The organism is Bradyrhizobium algeriense (assembly GCF_036924595.1).
In the GTDB taxonomy this organism is placed as follows: Bacteria; Pseudomonadota; Alphaproteobacteria; order Rhizobiales; family Xanthobacteraceae; genus Bradyrhizobium; species Bradyrhizobium algeriense.
The window spans coordinates 7681867-7703012 of record NZ_JAZHRV010000001.1 but is presented as its reverse complement, the minus strand read 5'-3'; the positions used below and the strand labels follow the sequence as shown (position 1 = coordinate 7703012).

Annotated in this window: 23 protein-coding genes; 17 read left to right on the top strand and 6 right to left on the bottom strand. The window is 63.3% G+C overall.

Annotated features, from left to right (window positions below):
• The first annotated feature begins 75 nt into the window (after window positions 1-75).
• The 14 genes from V1286_RS36910 (at window position 76) to V1286_RS36845 (ending at window position 13460) form a co-directional block, all read left to right on the top strand.
• On the top strand, window positions 76-348 hold the full coding sequence (locus V1286_RS36910) for a hypothetical protein (RefSeq protein WP_334488674.1): 273 nt from the start codon (window positions 76-78) through the stop codon (window positions 346-348).
• Window positions 345-2438: a sensor histidine kinase gene (locus V1286_RS36905; protein WP_334488671.1), complete on the top strand. Its 2094-nt coding sequence runs from the start codon at window positions 345-347 to the stop codon at window positions 2436-2438. The genes V1286_RS36910 and V1286_RS36905 overlap by 4 nt, the downstream gene beginning before the upstream one ends.
• Entirely contained in the window at window positions 2408-4153 is a 1746-nt protein-coding gene (locus V1286_RS36900; RefSeq protein WP_334488669.1) for an ATP-binding response regulator, read from the top strand. The genes V1286_RS36905 and V1286_RS36900 overlap by 31 nt, the downstream gene beginning before the upstream one ends.
• A complete protein-coding gene (locus V1286_RS36895) occupies window positions 4150-4893 on the top strand; it encodes a response regulator (protein ID WP_334488667.1) in 744 nt (247 codons plus the stop codon). The genes V1286_RS36900 and V1286_RS36895 overlap by 4 nt, the downstream gene beginning before the upstream one ends.
• A 432-nt stretch (window positions 4894-5325) precedes the next feature.
• Complete coding sequence (locus tag V1286_RS36890) at window positions 5326-5937, top strand: sigma-70 family RNA polymerase sigma factor (protein ID WP_108519611.1); 612 nt, start codon at window positions 5326-5328, stop codon at window positions 5935-5937.
• Between the two features lie 176 nt (window positions 5938-6113).
• Window positions 6114-6314 (top strand): hypothetical protein, encoded by a 201-nt coding sequence (locus V1286_RS36885; RefSeq protein WP_247782850.1) that lies wholly within the window; start codon window positions 6114-6116, stop codon window positions 6312-6314.
• A gap of 264 nt (window positions 6315-6578) precedes the next feature.
• Window positions 6579-7268: a cytochrome c biogenesis CcdA family protein gene (locus tag V1286_RS36880; protein WP_334488661.1), complete on the top strand. Its 690-nt coding sequence runs from the start codon at window positions 6579-6581 to the stop codon at window positions 7266-7268.
• Between the two features lie 16 nt (window positions 7269-7284).
• Window positions 7285-7851 carry a thioredoxin family protein gene (locus V1286_RS36875; protein ID WP_334488658.1) on the top strand — a complete coding sequence of 189 codons (567 nt, stop codon included), beginning with the start codon at window positions 7285-7287 and terminating at the stop codon, window positions 7849-7851.
• An 86-nt stretch (window positions 7852-7937) separates the two neighbouring features.
• Window positions 7938-8906: a hypothetical protein gene (locus V1286_RS36870; protein WP_334488656.1), complete on the top strand. Its 969-nt coding sequence runs from the start codon at window positions 7938-7940 to the stop codon at window positions 8904-8906.
• A gap of 146 nt (window positions 8907-9052) precedes the next feature.
• Window positions 9053-10462 (top strand): cytochrome ubiquinol oxidase subunit I, encoded by a 1410-nt coding sequence (locus V1286_RS36865; protein ID WP_334490178.1) that lies wholly within the window; start codon window positions 9053-9055, stop codon window positions 10460-10462.
• The gene (cydB, locus tag V1286_RS36860) at window positions 10459-11466 is read left to right on the top strand and encodes a cytochrome d ubiquinol oxidase subunit II (RefSeq protein ID WP_334488653.1); all 1008 of its coding nucleotides are present in this window, start codon (window positions 10459-10461) and stop codon (window positions 11464-11466) included. The genes V1286_RS36865 and cydB overlap by 4 nt, the downstream gene beginning before the upstream one ends.
• Window positions 11463-11594 (top strand): DUF2474 domain-containing protein, encoded by a 132-nt coding sequence (locus V1286_RS36855; RefSeq protein WP_334488651.1) that lies wholly within the window; start codon window positions 11463-11465, stop codon window positions 11592-11594. The genes cydB and V1286_RS36855 overlap by 4 nt, the downstream gene beginning before the upstream one ends.
• A 172-nt stretch (window positions 11595-11766) precedes the next feature.
• On the top strand, window positions 11767-12366 hold the full coding sequence (locus V1286_RS36850; protein WP_334488648.1) for a L,D-transpeptidase: 600 nt from the start codon (window positions 11767-11769) through the stop codon (window positions 12364-12366).
• Between the two features lie 53 nt (window positions 12367-12419).
• Window positions 12420-13460 (top strand): amino acid ABC transporter substrate-binding protein, encoded by a 1041-nt coding sequence (locus V1286_RS36845; RefSeq protein WP_334488645.1) that lies wholly within the window; start codon window positions 12420-12422, stop codon window positions 13458-13460.
• 168 nt (window positions 13461-13628) lie between these two features.
• On the opposite strand, the gene V1286_RS36840 is transcribed toward V1286_RS36845, so the two are convergent.
• Window positions 13629-14768: an acyl-CoA dehydrogenase family protein gene (locus V1286_RS36840; protein WP_334488643.1), complete on the bottom strand. Its 1140-nt coding sequence runs from the start codon at window positions 14766-14768 to the stop codon at window positions 13629-13631.
• A 144-nt stretch (window positions 14769-14912) separates the two neighbouring features.
• The gene (locus V1286_RS36835) at window positions 14913-16097 is read right to left on the bottom strand and encodes an acyl-CoA dehydrogenase family protein (protein WP_334488641.1); all 1185 of its coding nucleotides are present in this window, start codon (window positions 16095-16097) and stop codon (window positions 14913-14915) included.
• 159 nt (window positions 16098-16256) lie between these two features.
• Here V1286_RS36835 and V1286_RS36830 point away from each other — a divergent pair, with 159 nt between their 5' ends.
• Window positions 16257-16802, top strand: a complete 546-nt coding sequence (locus tag V1286_RS36830) for a carboxymuconolactone decarboxylase family protein (RefSeq protein WP_334488639.1) — start codon at window positions 16257-16259, stop codon at window positions 16800-16802.
• Window positions 16803-16979: 177 nt separating this feature from the next.
• Window positions 16980-17474, top strand: a complete 495-nt coding sequence (locus tag V1286_RS36825; protein WP_334488637.1) for a VOC family protein — start codon at window positions 16980-16982, stop codon at window positions 17472-17474.
• Window positions 17475-17520: 46 nt separating this feature from the next.
• Here the strand turns inward: V1286_RS36825 and V1286_RS36820 are convergent, their stop codons facing one another.
• Both V1286_RS36820 and V1286_RS36815 read right to left on the bottom strand, forming a co-directional pair.
• On the bottom strand, window positions 17521-18033 hold the full coding sequence (locus V1286_RS36820) for a DUF2938 domain-containing protein (RefSeq protein ID WP_334488635.1): 513 nt from the start codon (window positions 18031-18033) through the stop codon (window positions 17521-17523).
• Window positions 18026-18901, bottom strand: coding sequence for a class I SAM-dependent methyltransferase (locus V1286_RS36815; protein WP_334488633.1), 876 nt, complete (start codon window positions 18899-18901; stop codon window positions 18026-18028). The genes V1286_RS36820 and V1286_RS36815 overlap by 8 nt, the downstream gene beginning before the upstream one ends.
• Window positions 18902-18975: 74 nt before the next feature.
• Between V1286_RS36815 and V1286_RS36810 the strand changes: the two genes are divergently transcribed.
• Complete coding sequence (locus tag V1286_RS36810) at window positions 18976-19431, top strand: helix-turn-helix domain-containing protein (protein ID WP_334488631.1); 456 nt, start codon at window positions 18976-18978, stop codon at window positions 19429-19431.
• Here the strand turns inward: V1286_RS36810 and V1286_RS36805 are convergent.
• Window positions 19423-20652, bottom strand: coding sequence for an MFS transporter (locus tag V1286_RS36805; protein WP_334488629.1), 1230 nt, complete (start codon window positions 20650-20652; stop codon window positions 19423-19425). The genes V1286_RS36810 and V1286_RS36805 overlap by 9 nt on opposite strands.
• 119 nt (window positions 20653-20771) lie before the next feature.
• Window positions 20772-21128 carry a nuclear transport factor 2 family protein gene (locus V1286_RS36800; protein ID WP_334488626.1) on the bottom strand — a complete coding sequence of 119 codons (357 nt, stop codon included), beginning with the start codon at window positions 21126-21128 and terminating at the stop codon, window positions 20772-20774.
• Between the last annotated feature and the right edge of the window lie 18 nt (window positions 21129-21146).

Genomic DNA, 21146 nt, shown 5'->3' with positions numbered 1-21146 from the left:
CGGTAAATTCTGCTAAAAATGCTTGAACCTTTTCTCCCCCACCGCAGACTCAATCTCTAAGGGGATTTGTCGCCTGTGTATCGCCGCGCCAACCTTTCGCGGACCTTCGTGCTTGTTGGTGCGCTGTTGCTTACGGCGGTCTCAACGGGTGCTGTTGCGCGCGAGTTTGGTATGCCCGATCCCCGGAACGAGAGGCATTTGATCGACGCGTTCCATTCCCGCCGGCTCGGCGCGGAGGAAGCCCTCGAACAAATCAAGACCGGCGCGGCCGGTCTCAACCGTACCATCGTTGCATTGATCGGGGCGACGACGCCGCTATTGATCACGCGTCTTCGTGGAGTGGAATGAATTTGACCGGCGCACCGCAACAACAGCGAGCAGCGGAACGGCCGCCGAGCTTCGCCGCGCGCGGGCGTTTTCGCGTCGTGCAGTGGCTGCGCGCGGTGCCGATCCGCTGGCGCATCCTGTCGATCGCGGGATTGAACTCCGCCGTCGTCGTGGTGCTCGCCGTATTGATCTGGAACGGCGCCAAGGTGCTGGGCTCGGCCTGGGACGACGTCCGGCAGGTGCGCGAGTCCGACAAGATCCTGGCATTGCTGGAAAGCGAAACCAGCCGGCTGCAGAACCTGATCCATCGCTACATCAACCAGCCGAGCCCCGACCTGTTCGCCGAGATCCTGCTGCTCCGGGAAGCGGTGCTCGGCACGCTGACCACGCGCGCCGCGAACGATCCGATGCTGTCAGGATCGGTCGAGCGGCTCGAACACGTCACCGACCGTTTCCTCAACGGCTTCGGCGAATTGCGCGCCGTGCAGGCCACCATCACCAGGACCTATGAGCAGCAGGTGCTGGGCCCGGCCCGGGAAATGGCCGGGCTGTATTCGATCATCGAGGGCGCCACCGGGCATCGCGATGCGCAGATCTGGCCGGCACTCGGGAAATCCCGCGAGGCGTTCACGGCCATGCTGGTCGCTACCAACGCCTATTATCTGTCGCGCGCCTCGACCTCCGCCGAGGACGCCCGCAGGAACACCGAGACGATCGAGAATACCATCCCCGCGATGGCCGACCTCGCCGACAACGACCTGCAGCGCATGGCGCTGACGCGGTTGAAGGCGCGGACGGTGGCGCTGCGCGAGGGGATGGCCAAGCTGACCGAGCAGCTCACGATCCGGACCGAGCTCTTGCGCAACACCATCGATGCCAGCCAGGCCGAGGCGATCGGCGTCATCGACGAGTTGTCGGTCAAGATGCGCCAGCGCGAGCAGAAGGCGCAGGAGACGTTCGACAAGACACTGGCGGGCATCTCGCGCCGGGTGCTGTCGATCGCGGTGATGTTCCTCGGCATCATCCTGTCCGCCGGCGTCCTGATCGCGCTCTCGATCCGCCTGCCGCTGCAGCAGATCCTGCGGGCGATGCATGCGATCACCTCGGGCAATTACGATCGCCGGGTGCAGGGCACCACCGCCCGGGACGAAGTCGGCGCCATGGCGCGCGCAGTGGACGTCTTCCGCGAAAACGCCATCGCCAAGCGCAAGACCGAGGACGAGCTGCGCGCCTCGAAGGAAAGGGCCGAAAGCGCGCTGCTCGAGCTCAACACCGCGCAGCAGAACCTGATCGACGCCGAACGGCTGGCGGCGCTCGGCGGACTGGTCGCCGGCGTCGCCCATGAGGTGAACAACCCGATCGGCATCAGCCTGACGGTGGCGTCGAGCTTTGCGCGCCGGGCTGAAACGTTCGAGCAGGAATTGCGCACCGAGCCGCTGCGCCGCTCCAAGCTCGACGAATTCGTCAAGTCCTCGCGCGACGCCGCAGGGCAACTGGTGGCGAACCTACACCGCGCCGGCGAGCTGATCCAGTCGTTCAAGCAGGTGGCGGTGGACCGCTCGCACGCCGAGCGCCGGCAATTCAACCTCAGCGAGGCCACCGACCAGATCGTCGCCAGCCTGAAACCGGTGCTGAAGAAGGCCGCGATCACGCTGTCGGTCGACGTGCCGGAAGGGCTTTTCATCGACGGCTATCCCGGCTCCTACGGCCAGATATTAACCAATCTTTTCCTCAACGCCGCCAATCATGCCTTTGCCAACGGCCGGTCCGGGGCGATCACGATCTCGGCGCGGGCGCGCGGCAGCGACGATGTCGAGATCATTTTTGCCGACAATGGGGCCGGAATGACGCCGGACGTGCAGCGGCAGGCGTTCGACCCCTTCTTTACGACGCGTCGCAACGAAGGCGGTACCGGGCTGGGCTTGCATATCGTCTATAATCTTGTCACTCAACAGCTCGGCGGCCGGATGATGCTGGAGTCAAGGCTGGGACAAGGCACCACATTCCGCATTATCATGCCTAAAGTCGCCCGGGGCGAACCCACGATTACAGACCAGACAGCAGCCGACGGAACTCCTCAATGGCCGAACAGGACGATGTCCTCCACCTGATCGACGATACCGGGACCGTTCCGGAGGACTCGTCCGCCCGCAAATGGAAGATCGCCGTCATCGACGACGATGCCGCGGTGCACGAGGGCACCCGCTTTGCGCTGAGCGACTACAATCTCCACGGCGCGACGCTGGAAATCCTGTCGGCCTATTCCGCGGCCGAGGGCCGCACCTTGATGCGCGAAAATCCCGACGTGGCGGCGGTGCTGCTCGACGTCATCATGGAAACCGATGTCGCGGGCCTCGACCTCGTCGAGTACATCCGCAACGAGCTCAAGAACGAGACCGTCCGCATCATCCTGCGCACCGGCCAGCCGGGACAAGCGCCCGAGCGCCGCGTCATCGTCCAGTACGACATCAACGACTACAAGGCCAAGACCGAGCTCACGGCCGACAAGCTGTTCACCTCGCTCACGGCGGCGCTGCGCAGCTACCAGCAGCTCGAGCGCATGGTGCAGACCAGGCGCGGGCTTGAAATCATCATCGACGCCGCCTCGACGCTGTACGACTTCAAATCGATGCAGCGGCTCGCGGAAGGCGTGCTAACCCAGCTCGCATCATTGCTCAATGTCGACTGCGCCGGCATCCTGGTGCTGCGCGACGACGGCGCCCCTGGGAGCGAATTCTCGGTCCTCGCAGGCTCGGGCTGCTACAGCCGCTTCATCGGGACCACGAGCTCCAAGGCGCTCGATCCGGATTTGCGGCAGATGGTGGAAGCCGCGTTCCAGCGTCGCAAGAACGAATTCGCCGACCACCGCAGCGTGCTTTACCTGCGCACCGGCTCTGGCCGCGAAGTGGTGGTGCTGCTGCAGGCCGAGCGCCAGCTTTCCGACACCGACCGCGCGCTGGTCGAGATTTTCTCCAGCCGGCTGTCGATCGCGTTCGACAACGTCATCCTCTACCGGCAACTGCACGAGGCCAATACCCAGCTCGAGGACCGCGTCGCCCAGCGCACCCGCGCGCTGATGCAGGCCAACCGAAGGCTCTCGGCGCAGTGGCTGCGGCTGCAGCGCGCCAACGGCTTCAAGAACGAGATACTCGGCACCGTCGCGCATGATTTGAAGAACCCGCTCGGCGTGATCCTCGGCCGCACCGAAATGCTGACCGAGCTGATCGGCGCCGGCTCGCCCAAGGAGAACGTCACCGCCCAGGTCGAGCATATCAGGGACGCCACCAAGCGCCTGACCTCGATGGTCGATCACCTGATTTCGGATGCGATGGCGGACGCCTTCGACATCACGATCCGCCGCGAACCGGTCGATATCGCAGCGCTCGTGACCGAAGTCGCGGATTCCAACCTGCCCTCGGCGGTCAACAAGCAGCAGGCCATCAGCGTGTCCGCCCCGCCGAACATCGTCACCATGTGCGATGCCGACCGGATCCGCGAGGCGATCGACAACCTCTTCAGCAACGCCATCAAATATTCACCGATCGGCGGCAAGATCACGGTAGCCGTCACCCATGAGGGTGGCGACACGGTGATCCGCATCGCCGACCAGGGCGCCGGCCTTTCGCCGGAGGATCTCGGCCGGCTGTTCGGCCGCTTCCAGCGGCTTTCGGCCAAGCCGACGGCCGGGGAAAGTTCGACCGGCCTTGGACTGTCGATCGTCAAACGTATCATCGACATGCATGGCGGCCATGTGACCGCGGAAAGCGCCGGCCCCGGACAGGGATCGACATTTACCGTTACACTGCCTGCGACAGAGACGACATGACCCAGAGCCCGCACATCATCATCGTCGACGACGAGGCGCCGGCCCGCGAGATGGTCGGCGATTACCTCAAGATGCACGGTTTCGGCGTCACGCTGTGCGACGGCGGAAAAAGCCTGCGCAGCGTGATCGAGACCAACGTGCCCGACCTCGTCGTGCTCGACCTCAACATGCCCGAGGAAGACGGGCTTTCGATCATTCGAGACCTGAAGAGCCGCATCAACGTCCCCGTCATCATGCTGACGGCGACCGCGAGCCCGATCGACCGCGTCGTCGGGCTTGAACTCGGCGCCGACGACTACATCGCAAAGCCCTGCGAGCTGCGCGAACTGATGGCGCGCATCCGCTCGGTGCTTCGCCGCAGCACGCCGGCCAAGGCGGCGACAGCACCTGAGGCTGCGGCTGCAACAAAGACGGAGAAGGCGCAGTTGGTGCGGTTCGGCACCAAATGGCTGGACCTTGAAGCCCAGGCGCTGCGCGACGACGAAGGTAACGAGCATCCGCTGACGGCCTCCGAATTCGGCCTGTTGAAAGTGTTCGCAGCCAACCCGAAGCGGGTTTTGTCGCGCGAGCGGCTGCTGGAGCTGGCCAATGCGCGCGACGCCGAAGCCTTCGACCGCGCGGTCGACCTGCGGATCATGCGCATCCGGCGCAAGATCGAGATCGACCCGACCAAGCCCGCCGTGATCCGCACGATCAGGGGCGGCGGCTATCTGTTCTCGCCGACGGGCGAGAAGGGTTAGCGTTGTGCGCTCCCTCGCCCCGCTCTTGCGGGGTCGAGACGAGCGAAGCTCGCTCTTAGAGGGTTGGGGTGAGGGGCTCTCTCCGCGAACACTGCTGTCAATTGATGGACCTGTACCCCCTCACCCGGATTGCACCGGACGATGCTTCGCATCGCCGAGGCAATCCGACCTCTCCCCGCAAGCGGGGCGAGGTTAAAAGCCCCGTCCTTGCTAAAAGCATCGGAACAAATCCGCGTCCGAAATCATCCAATTTTCCACATATTGAAATTACTCGCCTTTCACCCCCGAATGTTTCGTCGCAGGCCCCGCGACGAAACAATTCTCTCCTGCACGAAACCATTTTCCCCCTTTGGAGCAGACATCCCGAAACCGAGCCTCATTAACAATCCTCCCAACGAAACGCCGCCGGGCGTGGGGAATTGGGAGCCTGTCATGTCGAACGTTATCGCCATCAACGCCGCAGCCAAGAAGTCGATTGCCGCCGCCCGCGCGACATCCGACGAAATGCTGCTGCAGAGTATTGCCAAGGGCGACCGCACGGCGATGCATGTGCTTTATTCCCGTCATAACGTCCGGGTTTACCGCTTCGTGCTGCGCATGGTGCGCGACACCACGATGGCGGAGGACCTCGTCAGCCAGGTGTTCCTCGACGTGTGGCGGACCGCCAGCCAGTTCGAGGGCCGCTCGCAGGTTTCGACCTGGCTGCTGTCGATTGCCCGCTTCAAGGCGCTGACCGCGCTGCGCCAGCGCAAGCATGAGGACATCGAGCAGGAAGACGTGCTGGAGATCGCCGACGAGGCCGACACGCCGGAAGCTTCGCTCGACCGCAGCAACACCAGCGCGATCCTGCGCGCCTGCGTCGCAAAACTGTCGCCGGCCCATCGCGAGATCATCAACCTGGTCTACTACCACGAGAAGTCGGTGGAAGAGGCCGGCGCGATCATCGGTATTCCCCAGAGCACGGTGAAGACCCGGATGTTCTATGCCCGCAAACAATTGGCCGAGTTGCTTAAGGGCGCCGGCGTGGACAGTATCGCTGCATAAAGCGAAGATATTTCAACAGGTTAATACGGCATTGGGGCGAGGAACGGGTCGATTTCGACGGACAAAGATTACCTCCGGCGAAACAAATGAAACAATTGGCGACATCACCCAGAAAAACTCAGCCCCTATACCTTTCATCAACAACTTAAACGCCAACGCCGAACAGGAGAGCGAACATGCTGAAGCCGTCCTTCCGCCTTTTCATCGTCCCGCTCGGCGCCGTCGCGACGCTCGCCACCCTGTCGGCCCAGAACGTTCAGCCCCGCGCCCAGCGCGACAGCGGTTCGACGTTCGTGCGTGAACAGGTGGTGGACTGCGGCACCAAGAGTCCCAAGGAGGTCTGCGTGATCTCCTACGACAGCGAGACCCCCCGCTGAATTTCTCGCCTCCCAAGTTCTGGTTTTCCAAGTTCTAGCCTTCCAAGCTCTCAACCTCCCAAGTAACCTCCAACGACCCGGCCGGGATGCCCCCCAGCCGGGTCGCTTTGCGTTGGCGCCTGATTTCGTGTGCATCGAGCGAAAAAGTCTCACAGAGACGTGACGCCTCCCGACCTTCGCGCGCGTAACGCCCTGCCCCATCACCGCGAATTTCATCAAGCACCCCGGCAAAGGTTCCGCCGGGCCCGGTGATGGACGCCTTCGATGCTCAATCTCGTTCTCGCGCTGCTCGCAGGTGTCGTCACCGTGGCTGCGCCTTGCACGCTGCCGATGCTGCCTATCCTCCTCGGGGCATCGGTCGGCCAGACCGGCAAGGCACGGCCGGCGATGATCGCGCTCGGCTTTGTGATGTCATTCTCGATGGTGGCATTGCTGCTGAGTGCGATCACGCGCGTGTTCGATTTCGATCCGAATCATCTGCGAAACACCGCGGCGGTCGTGCTGGTCGGCTTTGGATTGCTGATGATCTGGCCGACGCCGTTCGAGTGGCTCGCAACCCGGATCGGCAGATTCAACGGCCATTCGGCCGCATCCCGTCAGGGCGTGATTGGCGGCTTCGTGCTGGGCACCACGCTCGGCCTGGTCTGGACGCCCTGCGCCGGCCCGGTGCTGGGTTCGATCCTGACCGTCATTGCGACGTCGAAAGACACCGCCTGGGCGAGCCTGCTGCTCGTCGTCTACGCCATCGGCGCGGCGCTGCCGATGCTTGCCATCGCCTATGGCGGCCAGGCCGTCACCACCCGCGTTCGCAGCGTCGCGCGGATTGCCCCGCGCCTGCAGCAGGGGTTCGGCGTCGTCGTGATCGCTTTCGCGCTGCTCGCTTACTTCCAGTACGACACGCTGATCGTGGCGTGGCTGACCGGATTTTACCCCAATGGCCAGATCGGCCTCTGATCCAATGGAGACCACCATGACCCTACGCTCGCTCGCCACATCCGCCGGGATTGCGATGCTTTCTCTCGCAGGCTCCGCGGTGCCAGCCTTCTGCGGTGATGCGGCACGCGCGACGGAAACACCGTTCACGGTCGCCGCGACACAGGCCACCGCGCCCGATTTCGTCGGCCTCGGCAACTGGTTCAATTCCGCGCCGCTCAAACTGGCCGATCTCCGCGGCAAGGTCGTGCTGGTGAATTTCTGGACCTATGGCTGCGTCAACTGCGTGAACACGCTGCCGCATGTCACCAAGCTCTACGCCAAATACAGGGATCGCGGTCTCGTCGTCGTCGGCATCCACACGCCGGAATTTCCGTTCGAACGCTCTGCGTCCAATGTCCGGACGGCGCTGAAGCGGCACGGCATCACCTATCCGGTGGCGCAGGACAACGACTCGCAGACCTGGAACGCCTACCGAAACCGCTATTGGCCGGCGCAATATATCGTCGACCAGAATGGCAAGATAGTGTTCCAGCACGATGGTGAAGGCCAGTACGAGGAGATCGACCGAACGGTGGCGCGGCTGCTGAACGCGGCGAGCTGAGATAAATCAACTGAGGCTGTCACATTACGGTCGCATACTTTTGCGGCTTGACGTGACCACGCCGGTCATGATGTTTGCCGCCGACGATGGATACCGCGGCAAGCGAGAATGAAGTCAGGCTGCGCAAGGGCACGTCGCTCAATGAGCGGCTCGTTCTCGCAGGCATTGCCGCTATTTTGTGTTTGATCGCCCTGCCAGGCCTCGCTCACCTTGCAAACGACCAATGGCTCGGCATCGCCGCCCTGTTTGCGTTGCTGTTCGGGTGCCTGCTGCTGAGCGCCGCGCTCTTTGATCGCAACGTCGTCTGGATCATTACGTCAGGCGAAATCCTGATCGGCGAACAGCGTCCATTCGGGAAGTTGCACCGAAGATTGATCAGAGACGACGAAATAGCCGGGATGCGTCTGCGAAAGAGCATCGGCAAATCGGTGGAGTTCGCCCTCGTAGTCGAGACCGAATCGGGGGATACGCTCACCTCACCTCCGCTGCCTGATGTCACCCAAGTGCAAAAAACCACTTTGCAGGTCGCCTGGCTGCTTCAGTTGCCCGCTCCCGAATTAGCCGAGAACCCGCTCGACGCCGCCAATCCCCGGATACGACTGGGTAAGCCGATCAGTTCCAAACGCATCCGGGCTTACAGGGCTCTCGTCGTGCTGTTCGCCTGCTCGCTGAGCCTTCCATTCGTCTATGCGCTCTGGAGCGGCAAATTGTCCACCCTTGGAATCGCCGTCTGGTCGCTCGGCGCGATCATGGCCTTCGTGCTGATCAGGCATCTCTATCGGACCAGTGCATTCTGGATTGTCCGCGACGGCGCCATCAGGTTTGAACGGCTGTCGTTGAAGGGTACGATAGAGACGGATACGGTCAGCGATGACGATGTCGAGCGCATCGACATCGAAAGCGGCGGCCGGAGGGGCAGCCACTACGTCATCGCGATCCGGCTCCGCACCGGCAGGAAGATCCGCAGTCCGGTGCTGGTCGGTAAGGAGCAGACCCGGGCCGTGCGGGCAGAGATCGCCCGGCGACTGGCACTGAATCCATCGGACGTCGGCTAGACCTGCACGCCTGTTCCGCTTGGCGCGCAGGTATGATCGTCGTATCGGGCGTGGTAGGATACACGCCTGGTTCGGGCGCAATTTTCGAAAACTCTGGTTCGGTTTTTTCGAGATCGCGCCCGATGAAACTGCGACAGGTGGTGCCGATGTTCGAAGGCTGGGATGCGGTCGTATTGGCCCGGGCGCAGTTTGCTTTCACAATGTCGTTCCACATCATATTCCCTGCCTTCTCGATCGGGCTTGCCAGCTATCTCGCCGTGCTCGAAGCGCTGTGGCTTTGGACCGGACGCGAGGTCTATATCAACCTGTTCAACTACTGGCTGAAGATCTTTGCCGTCGCGTTCGGCATGGGCGTGGTGTCGGGCATCGTGATGTCCTACCAGTTCGGCACCAACTGGTCGGCGTTTTCCGACAAGACCGGTCCGGTGATCGGCCCGCTGATGGCTTACGAGGTTTTGACTGCGTTCTTCCTCGAGGCAGGTTTTCTCGGCGTGATGCTGTTCGGCCTGCAGCGCGTCGGTCCAAAGCTGCATTTTCTGGCGACGCTGATGGTCGCGATCGGCACGCTGATTTCGGCGTTCTGGATTCTATCAGCGAATTCCTGGATGCAGACGCCGACGGGCCACGCCATCAACGCCGACGGGCAGTTCATCGCCGCCGACTGGCTGAAAGTGATCTTCAACCCGTCATTCCCCTACCGTCTCGTGCACATGGTGCTGGCGGCCTATCTGACCACCGCGCTGGTGGTCGGCGCGGTCGGCGCCTGGCACCTGCTGCGCGACCGCCACCTCGCCGGCCCGCGGGTGATGTTTTCGATGGCGATGTGGATGGCCACGTTAGTGGCGCCGATCCAGATCCTCGCCGGCGACCAGCACGGGCTCAACACGCTGGAGCATCAGCCGGTGAAGATCATGGCGATGGAAGGCCATTTCCAGAGCCACAAGGACGGCGCGCCCCTGATCCTGTTCGGCCTGCCCAACCAGAGCGCCGGCAGGGTCGACTACGCGATCGAAGTGCCGAAGCTGGGTTCGGTGATCCTCAAGCACTCGCCGGACGCGCCGATGGCCGGCCTCGACACGGTGCCGCGCGAAAACTGGCCGCCGGTGCCGATCACGTTCTGGTCGTTCCGGATCATGGTCGGCATGGGACTGCTCATGCTGGCGCTCGGTCTGTTCAGCCTGCTGATGCGCGTGCAGGGCAAGCTCTACGATTCCCGGCTGTTGCACTTGTTCGCGGTCGCAATGGCGCCCGCGGGCTTCATCGCCGTGCTCGCGGGCTGGATCACCACCGAGACCGGACGCCAGCCGTTCACGGTCTATGGATTGCTGCGCACGGCTGAATCCGCCTCCCCGCTGGCGGCGCCCGCAGTCGCCTCCTCGCTGATCGCCTTCATCATCGTGTATTTCGCCGTCTTCACGGCCGGCGTGATCTATCTGCTGCGCCTGATGGCGGCCCCGCCGCATCCCGGCGAAGAGGGGCCGTCGCACGAGGTCCCGATCCGCTCGGCCGGCATCACGCCCGCCGCGGGCGCGGTTACCGAGGGAGCCGCCCGATGATCGCAATCGACCTCGCAATCATCTGGGCCTTCATCATCGCCTTCGCCGTGTTTGTCTATGTCGTGATGGACGGCTTCGACCTCGGCCTCGGCATCCTGTTTCCGCTGTTCCCGGAGAAACGCGATCGCGACGTCGTCATGAACAGTGTCGCGCCGGTCTGGGACGGCAACGAAACCTGGCTGGTGCTCGGCGGCGGCGGGCTGATGGCGGCGTTTCCGCTGGCCTATGCGGTACTGATGCCGGCGCTTTACACGCCCATGATCGTGATGCTGCTCGGCCTGGTGTTCCGCGGCGTCGCCTTCGAATTCCGTTGGCGCACGACGGCCCAGCGTAACCGCTGGGACATCGCCTTTTTCGGCGGATCGCTTTTGGCGACGCTGGCGCAGGGAATCGCACTCGGCGCCATCCTGCAAGGCGTGCATGTCGAAGGACGAAGCTATGCCGGCGGCTGGTGGGACTGGCTGACGCCGTTCAGCATCCTGACCGGTGTATCGCTGGTGGTTGGCTATGCGCTGTTAGGCGCGACATGGCTTGTCATGAAGACGGAAGGCGAGTTGCGCGACCGCGCCTATCACCTGAGCTGGGTCCTGTTGCTCGCGATGCTCGGGACCATCGCCGCGGTCAGCATCGCGACGCCGTTCCTCCATATACAGTACACCGAGCGCTGGTTCGCCTGGCCGAACGTCCTCATGACGGCACAGGTACCGATTTCGGTTGCTGTAGTCACCGCCCTGCTGCTGCGCAGCCTTGCCAGGAAATATGACTACCAGCCGTTCTTCCTGACGCTGGCGCTGTTCGCGCTGTCCTATGCCGGGCTCGGCATCAGCATGTATCCCTACATCGTGCCGCAGAGCATCACGATCTGGCAGGCGGCAGCGCCGGCAAACAGCCAGATCTTCATGCTGTTCGGCGTCGCCGCGCTGATTCCGCTGATCCTCGGCTATACCGCCTGGGCCTATTGGGTGTTTCGCGGCAAGGTCAAACCCGAGAGCGGGTATCATTGAGCCAGATCAAGCCAGAACAGCGCCCGCTGACACAGCGTCTGCTGTGGTTCGTCGCGCTTTGGCTCGGCGGCGTCGGCACCGTGACGCTGATTTCATTTTTGCTGAGGCTGTGGATCGCGCCGAAATAAGGCCAGCCAGACGGCCCAATATGGCAGAGCGTAAAATTAGAAGGCATTTCAGTTACATATTCGCCACATTCGCCCTAAACTTGCCATCTAGCTGGCCCTGAGATTTTATGGTTCCGTTGATTTGGCCAAGTCCACCGCCACTTGGCCCAGCGCGCCAGAAGGAGAGTTCGCGATGACGAAGTTTCGGCACCTGATCTGGATGTTGATCGCCACGGGCGGCCTGATCCTTTCGGCCCCGCAGAGCCAGGCCCAGACGCGACAGCCCGACGTCGGCGACCAGCCCGGGCTTATCGCTGACGAATCCGTCGAACTCGATCCGCAATTCAAGAAGACGGCGGTGTTCTATCGCACCAGCGAGGCGCCGGGCACCATCATCGTCGTCACGGCCGAGCGCCATCTTTATCTCATTCAGGGCAACGGCCGCGCGCTGCGCTATGGCATCGGCGTCGGCCGCGAGGGATTCCAGTGGCAGGGCCTCGTCAACATCACGCGCAAGGCGGAATGGCCGGACTGGACGCCGCCGCCGGAGATGATTGCGCGCCAGCCCTATCTGCCGCGCTTCATGGCCGGTGGCCCCGGCAATCCGCTCGGCGCGCGCGCGATGTATCTCGGCACCACCGTCTACCGCATTCACGGCACCAACCGGCCCGACACCATCGGTACCGCCGTCTCATCCGGCTGCTTCCGGCTGGTCAACGCCGACGTCGCCGACCTCTATGAGCGTGTGCCGGTCGGCACCAAGGTCATCATCCGGCAAAAGCCGGAACTGTAATTGCGACACGGCCTCTCCTGCCGATCCATTCCCTGAAATTAGTGAGTTTAAAAATGCTACGGACATTTCGAGGCGGCCTCCTCATCGGGCTGGCGGTCGCAATCGCGGTCGCGGCTATCGCGATCACCTATGAGCGTTACGATACCAAGACCCTGAAGCGAACCATCCGCCGCGGCGACGTGCTGTGCGGCGTCAACAAGGGTCTGCCGGGCTTCTCAATTCCCGACGACAGGGGTGACTGGACCGGCTTCGACGTCGATTTCTGCCGCGCGGTGGCCGCCGCCATTTTCGACGACCCCAAAAAGGCGAAATTCGTGCCGCTGGACGCCAGCGAGCGTTTCAAGGAGCTGCAGAGCCGCAAGGTCGACATCCTCTCGCGCAACACGACCTGGAGCATGTCGCGCGAGAGCAACAACTACCTCTATTTCCCGGCGGTGGCCTATTATGACGGCCAGGGTTTCATGCTGCCGCGCTCGCGTAACATCGATTCAGCGCTGGACCTCAATAACAGCAAGGTTTGCGTGCAGGAGGGGACAACGACGCTGCTCAACCTCGCCGACTACTTCCGCGCCAACAACATGAAATACACGGAGGTCAAGTTTCCCAGGCTGGAAGAGGTGCTCAAAGCCTATGAGTCCGGCAAATGTGACACCTTTACCGGCGACGTCTCCCAGCTCTATGCACTCCGGTTGAACCTTACCCAACCGAACGACAACGTCATCCTGCCCGACGTCATCTCCAAGGAGCCGCTCGCCCCCGTGGTACGGCAGCGCGACGACGACTGGATGATGATCGTGAAGTGGACGCTGTATGCGATGATCAACGCCGAGGAACTCGGCGTCACCTCGAAGAACATCGACGAGGCGCTGAAGTCGAAGAAGCCCGACGTCATGCGGCTGGTCGGCACCGAAGGCAGTTACGGCGAAGACCTCGGACTATCCAAGGACTGGGCCGCCCGGATCATCCGTCATGTCGGCAATTACGGCGAGATCTATGACCGCAATGTCGGCGAAGGATCGAAGCTGAAGATCCCGCGCGGGCTGAATTCGCTCTGGAGCAATGGCGGCATCCAGTACGCTCCGCCGATCAGGTAGGTCTCTCCGCTAGCCACACCCACTACTGTCGTCGCCCGGCTTGACCGGGCGATCCAGTATTCCAGAGACGTCGGCGATTGAACGAAAGGCCGCGGCGTACTGGATCACCCGCCTTCGCGGGTGACGACACTAGTGTGTGGGGCGCGAGCGGGCGCAGGCCGATGAGTATCAATAACTCTTCATCCGCGCCAACTGATCGGCGTGGTAATTGCTGTCGCCGAATAATTCCTGACAGACCCGCGCGCGCTTCATGAAGAAGCCGATGTCGAACTGGTCGGTCATGCCCATGCCGCCGTGCATCTGCACGCCCTCCTGCACCGCCAGCGTCGCCGTCGTGCCGGCGCGGGCCTTGGCGACTGCGACCGCCGCGCTTGCGCGATCGAAATCGCCGTCAAGCGTCTGCAGCGCCTTCAGGACGGCGGCGCGGGTGATCTCGATATCGATGTAGAGCTGCGCGGCACGGTGCTGCAGCGCCTGGAATTCGCCGATCAGCTTGCCGAACTGCTTGCGCTCCTTCAGATAGCTGACGGTGCGGCTGAACACCTCCTCGCTCAAGCCGACCATTTCGGACGCCACCGCACCGCGGCCGATATTGAGCACGCCGTCCAGCAGCGCCGCACCCTGGTCGACTTCGCCGAGCACGTGATCCGCGTCGACCTCGACATTGGCGAATTCGATTCGCGCGGCGTTATGCGCATCCACCATCACGGTGCGTTCGATCGCGACGCCATTGGCCTTGAGATCGACCAGGAACAGCGTCAGCCCGCTGCGCTCGCCGGCAGCACCGCCGGTGCGGCCAGCGACGATCAGGAGATCGGCGGTGTGGCCGTCGACCACAAGCGCCTTGGCGCCGTTGAGCTTGAAACCGTTGCCGGAACGAACCGCCTGCAATTTGGTCTGCAGCGGGCGATGTTTTGCGCCTTCGTCGATCGCAAGCGCGGCCAGCAGCGAGCCGTCGGCAATCCCAGGCAGATGCGCCGATTTCTGCGCCTCGCTGCCGCCGCGCGACAACGCGGAGACCGCCAGCACCGCCGTCGACAAGAACGGCGACGGCATCAGCGTGCGGCCGATTTCCTCCATCACCACGCCGGCCTCGACACAGCCAAGCCCGCTGCCGCCGAAATTTTCAGGCACCAGCAGGCCGGAAAAGCCCATCTCGGCAAACGCCTTCCAGAGGTCGCGGGAAAAACCCGTTGCGTCCTTGCTGTCGCGCAGACCGCGCAGATGCGACACCGGCGCCTTGTCGCTGATAAGGCCGCGCGCGCTGTCGCGCAGCATGGATTGTTCTTCGGTGAGGACGAGGGGCATTGATAGATTCCGATAACGCTGTGTTGATGGACTAACTTTGTTGCCGTCATGCCCGGGCTTGTCCCGGGCATCCACGTCCTTGGTCGCAACAGCAAGAAAGACGTGGATGGCCGGGTCAAGCCCGGCCGTGACGGTTAGAGCGCGCTACGCCCCCGGCAGATCGAGGATGCGCTTGGCGACGATGCCGAGCATCACCTCGCTGGTGCCGCCTTCGATCGAGTTGGCCTTGGTGCGCAGCCAGGCGCGCGGGCGGGCGCCGCCTCTGGAGCGTTCGCTTTCCCATTCCAGCGCATCGATGCCGCCCGCCGACATCAGGATTTCGTGGCGGCGCTTGTTGAGCTCGGTGCCGTAATACTTCATCGCCGAGGAAAACGCCGGATGCGACTGCCCGGCTTTGGCCAGATCGACCGCGCGTTCGGCCGCCGCGCCAAGTGCCGCCTCGTCGATTTCGAAGGTCGAGATCTGGCTGCGCAGCATCGCGTCTTCCAGCCGGCCTTGCTCGTCGGTGCCGACGGAATCGGCGGCGACCTGGCCGAGCGGCCGGCCGACGCCGCGCTCGCCCATCCCCGAAATCATCGCGCGTTCATGCTGCAGCAGATATTTCGCGACATCCCAGCCACGGTTGACGGTGCCGACCACATGCGACTTCGGCACGCGCACATTGTCGAAGAAGGTTTCGCAGAACGGCGAATAACCCGAGATCAGGAGAATGGGTTTTGTCGACACACCCTTCGAGGCCATGTCGAACAGGATAAAACTGATGCCGTCATGCTTCTTCGCCGTGGGGTCAGTGCGCACCAGGCAAAAAATCCAGTCGGCGTAGTTCGCGTAGGAGGTCCAGATCTTCTGGCCGGTGATGATGTAATCGTCGCCGTCGCTCTCGGCGCGGGTCTGCAGCGAGGCGAGGTCCGATCCGGCGTTCGGCTCCGAATAGCCCTGGCACCAGCGGATCAGGCCGGCGGCGATTTTTGGCAGATGCTCCTTCTTCTGCGCCTCGTTGCCGTATTTCAACAGCGCCGGCCCGAGCATCCAGATACCAAAACTCGACAGCGGGGAGCGGGCGCCCATCGCCGCCATTTCTTCACGCAGCACCTTGTGCTCGGCGCGATCGAGCCCTCCGCCGCCATATTCCTTCGGCCAGTCCGGCACGGTCCAGCCCTTGTCGCGCATCCGCTCGAACCAGACGCGTTGCGGCTCGGACGAGAATTTGGCGTTACGCCCGCCCCAATAGGTGTCGTTCTCCGAGGTCATCGGACGCCGCATCTCCGGCGGACAATTGGCCTCCAGCCAGGCGCGGGTTTCACGGCGGAATGTTTCCAGATCGGACATGTCGGCGTTTCCATGTGGGATGTTGAGGTGACCTTAGCCCTCGCGTTGCGGAATTCAATATATGTCTGACGTCAGCCCATGCCGCGCCGACGGTGGTCATGATGCCCGATCGGGTGTATGCGCAAAGCCGTACCGATTGAAAAACAAGAGGAAACGGGCATGCGGTTGAAGTTGCTTTCGCCTGGCGAAATGAGCGCCGAACAAAAAGAAACCTACGACGAAGCAGTATCCGGCAAGCGCGGCGCCCCGCCGGCGCCGATGATGGCCTGGCTCAACAGCCCGGACATGGCGCGGCACGCCACGCGGCTCGGCGAACAACTCCGTTTCAACACGATCTTTCCCGCAAAGCTTTCCGAGATCGCGATCCTCGTCACCGCGCGGCACTGGACCTCGCACTACGAATGGTACGCGCACAAGCGCCTGGCGCTGAAGGGCGGCATGGACCCGAAGATCATCGAGGATATCCGCGACCGCCGCACGCCGACCTTCGACGACCCCAAGGGCCAGATTATCTACGACCTCGCCAAATCGCTGCATGAGGGCAAAGGTGTCTCGAAGCCGCTGTACGATGAGGCGGTGGAGGTGCTTGGCGAACGCGGGATTGTCGAAGTGATCGGGCTATGCGGCTATTACACCATGGTGTCGATGACGCTGAACACGTTTGAGTTCGGGCTGCCGGAAGGCGAGATATCGGATCTTGCGTGAGCTCTCTCCTCCCCCTCTCCCCGCTCTTGCGGGGAGAGGGTCGGGGTGAGGGGCTCCCTCCGCGAATTGTGACCTGACGATAGACCGGTACCCCCTCACCCGGACTTTCCGCTTCGCGTAAAGTCCGACCTCTCCCCGCAAGCGGGGCGAGGTTCAAGAATCGCGAGCGGAGACACCATGCCCCAGAACCCACCCATCATCGCCGGCACCCGGATCGGGCATGTCCATCTCAAGGTCGCCGATCTCGAGCGTGCGCTCGGCTTCTATTGCGGCGTGCTCGGCTTCGAGGTGATGCAGCGGATGGGCTCGGGCGCGGCGTTCATTTCGGCGGGCGGCTATCATCATCACATCGGGCTCAACACCTGGGAAAGCAAAGGCGGCCATCCGCCGCCGCCGGGCACCACCGGGCTGTTTCACACCGCCATTCTCTATCCGACGCGCCCGGCGCTGGCGGATGCGCTGTATCGCGTGATCCAGGCCGGCATCGAGCTTGATGGTGCCAGCGACCACGGCGTCAGCGAGGCGCTGTATTTGCGCGATCCCGACCAGAACGGCGTCGAGCTCTACCGCGACCGGCCGCAGGAGGACTGGCCTCGCGCGCCGGACGGCTCGCTCGCGATGTGCACGAAACGGCTGGATCTGGAGGATTTGCTCAGGCAGCGGGAAACGTAGCCACGTATTCATCGTAACTCGAGCGAGTGAACCGCGCCTTGTGTTGTTAGCGCTGTAGAAACGCGTTCAACAGACTTGTAAGCCAGCCCGCTGCATAGAGGCCAACGCCGAAAATTCCGTGCGTCGTCAGGCTGTGGAGCCGGGCGGCAACGGGACGCGGCGTGCGGCTGGCCGCAATGCCGGCGCCCATTCCCGGCTGCATCAACAGAAAGGGCGCCGCCACGCTGCCAATTCCGACGATCAGTGCGGGGCCGATCGTCGGGTGGCGAACCCAGTCGAGACCCCAGATCGCCAGCAGCACGGCCGCGAACGCGATACCGATCAGATAATGCGCGGTCCACCCGATCAGGCGCTCACCCCACACTGGCGGCGAAGCAGCAATCCGATCATGACGAAGGCGCCCACGCGCCAGATGGCCGAGCCATCGACCGACCAAGGCATAGTCCAGCGCAGGAACGCCGAACAGCCATTTTCGGGCGATGGACCACAAGTCCATCACCGCCGTCGCGCCGATCCCGATCAGAACAATGCACGCGAGATAGTCCGCCGCCTCAGCCACGCGCGGTGACCCTCGATGCAACTGACGGCGCTCGGGCACCGACCATCCAGCAGGCGGCGGTAAACCGGACGTCCGTTCCGCGCACGTAGGAATCAAAGGCGGGGCGAACCGTTTCGATGACTTGCGCGCGGGTCTGGTCGTCCGTCTCCTGAAGGATCAGGCCCACAGGGCCGAGCCGGGTCAGGTAACGGACCAACTCCTTCTCGGGCAGCGTGCAGTCAACATCGATCGGCCGAATATCGATATCGGTCCAGCCGCTCTCCTCGAGGATGGTGCAGACCCGGTGCCGGTCCGCGAAGGCGAATTGCCCCGGCGCGTCCGGCCGGCGGGCGGGAAGGTTTGGCAGCAGTGGTGCCGCGGCGCGCTCGGCTGTGGTCATGAACGGATTTTCCGCAGCACTCCGCCAGGCGATAAACCGGAGTTCGGCGCCATCCTTTGCGGCACGCCGCAAGTTCGCAAACGCCCGGACAGGATCGTCGAAGAACATCACGCCAAGGCGCGAAGTAATCAGGTCGAAGCTTGCTGGTTCGAACGGGTGGCGCTGCGCGTCGGCGCGCATGAAGCTTGCCGGCGCGCTTTGCCGTTCGGCGCGAATCCGGGCAGCCGCAATCATAGGCTCTGAAATGTCGACGCCGACGCACGCGCCCTTACCTCCGAGCGCCCGCGCGATGGCGAGCGTCGTGCCGCCCGTGCCGCAACCGACGTCGAGCACGCAACCTGCGGGTCCGGCGGGAGCCGTTCCGAGGAGAAGATTCTCGAACGGTTTGAACATCTGGTCGAGCAGATCCTGCGTCTCGACCCACGCGCGTCCAGCCGGGCCGTTCCAAAGCGCCGTCTGCTCGACATCGGTCTGATGGGCGGTATCCATGATGGTCTCCTTTTTCTTGCCTTGAGACGCCGAAGGCTGCACTCTGCCAGTTCAAGTCGACTTGAGGTCAAGAGATGAAATATATGGACATAGCTGAGGTGGCACAGCGGTCCGGCGTTCCTGCATCGACGCTGCGGTACTATGAGGAGAAGGGGCTGATCGCCTCCATCGGCAGGCGGGGTCTGCGCCGTCTGTTCGATGCCGGGGTACTGGAACAGCTCGCGCTGATTGCGCTCGGGCGCGCCGCCGGGTTTTCGCTCGACGAGATCGCGCTGATGTTCGCGCCGGACGGACGGCCACGCATCGAGCGGCGGATGCTTGCGGCCAAGGCGGACGAGATTGACAGAAATATCCGCAGGCTAAGCGCCATGCGCGACGGCCTGCGTCACGCCGCTGCCTGCCCCGCGCGGACCCACATGGAATGCCCCACTTTCCGCCGCATGCTGCGAGCCGCCGCCTCCGGCGCAATAGGCCGAAGGACGCGGGAGCCACCCTTCGAGACGCGCCTTAAGCGCCGCTCCTCAGGATGAGGTCTTTGCGTGTCCCCGAATCATGACCAGCACGGCCGCCGTCAGCTCCACCGCGATGCAGCCGTAGAACGGCAGCGTATAGCTTCCCGAGAGATCGCGCAGCAGGCCGACCGCGCCGGGGCCGAACGCGTAGGTGATCTGGTTGATCGCCGTGATCAAACTGACCAGCACGCCGAACGAACGCGGGTCGAATTCGCGCTGCACGATCAGCGCCGGCAGCGTGATCAGATTGCCGACCGAAAACCCGAACAGCGCGCAGGCTGCGATCAGCGCGTAATCATGATGCACGTTGATGACGATGACGAGCGCGACCGCCTGGCTGACAAAGGAGAGCGAGGACGCCAGCCGCTGGTTCATCCGGTCGATCACGAAGGAAAACAGCACGCGGCCGACCACCGCCATCGCCGTCAACAGCGCCATCGCAACTGCCGCCTGCTGCCGCCCGATCACCGAATCCAGAAACGCGATCAGATGCACGATGAAGCCGACCTGCGCGAACAGCACCAGCGCGAACGCCGCTGACACCGAGAGGAAGCCGACATCGCGGAACGCCCGTGCGCGAATTTGCGTCGGCGACGGCGTGTCGGCAGCGTCGATCGCGCCCGCGCCCGAATGAGCCGGCGGCCGTCCGACGGCCAGCAGGATCACCGGAATCATCACGATAACCATCGCCGCGGCCGAGGCGGTCATCGCGCCGGCGAAGCCGAAATAGCCGATCGCCATGACCATCAAGGGCACACCGACAATGCCGCCAAAGCTCGCGCCGTTCAGCGCCAGGCTGATCGCCATGCCGCGCTTTTTGTCGAACCAGAGGCCGAGCGTGTTGGTGATCATGCCGAGGCTGGTGCCGGCCCAGCCGAAGGCGAGCACGGCGTTGGCGAGATAGAGCTGCCAGGGCTCGCGTACCTGGCCGATCGAGATCGCGGCCAAAGCCATGGTGCAGATGCCCGCGATCATGCAATTCCGGGGGCCGAACCCCTTGATCGCCTCGCTGACAAAGGCGACCAGCGCCGCGCCCGACAGATAGAAGAACGTCGTACCCGACGAGATCAGCGACGCCGGCCAGCCGTGCAACCGCTGCAACTCGGCGACATAGACGCTCTGGCCATAGAAGCCGAACGCCCAGCCGAAGGTCGCCAGCAGGAAACAGACGACGACGATGCGCCAGCCGTCGTAGCGGATCGAGGTTTCGTCGCGAGGGGTGTAGTTGAGAGCGTCCAATAGAGGCCTCTTCGTTGCTGTCGCGTCATTTCCGTGCTTGCCCGGCACATGTCGGCAACAGCAAACAAGGCTGCAAGGGCCATCAATTCGACGGACACCGAACTGTCAGCAGGTGGCAGCTAGGGCTTCGACGGGTCGTAGAAGAACCGTTCGCGAAACACCCTGTCGCCGCGCCATTCCTGCAGCGCGACCTCGTCGAACCGGCCGGTCTTGCCGGAATGATAGACGAACTCGAACACCCAGTTGATTGCGACGCGATCGCCCTCGACGACCGAGGCAACGCAAGTCGACGTCACGCTCTTGACGCGCTCCAGCACCGCGCGCTCATGCGCGACCAGGACGTCGCGACCGACCCGCGGCGGCGCCGCGTTCTCCTGCATGCTGGCATCTTCCGTGTAGAAACGCTCGATCGCTCCGGCGTGGTCGCCGGAGACGACGGCTGCAATGAACTCATCGAGACGGGCGCGCGTCGGCATGGGGCCTCCTACAGCTTC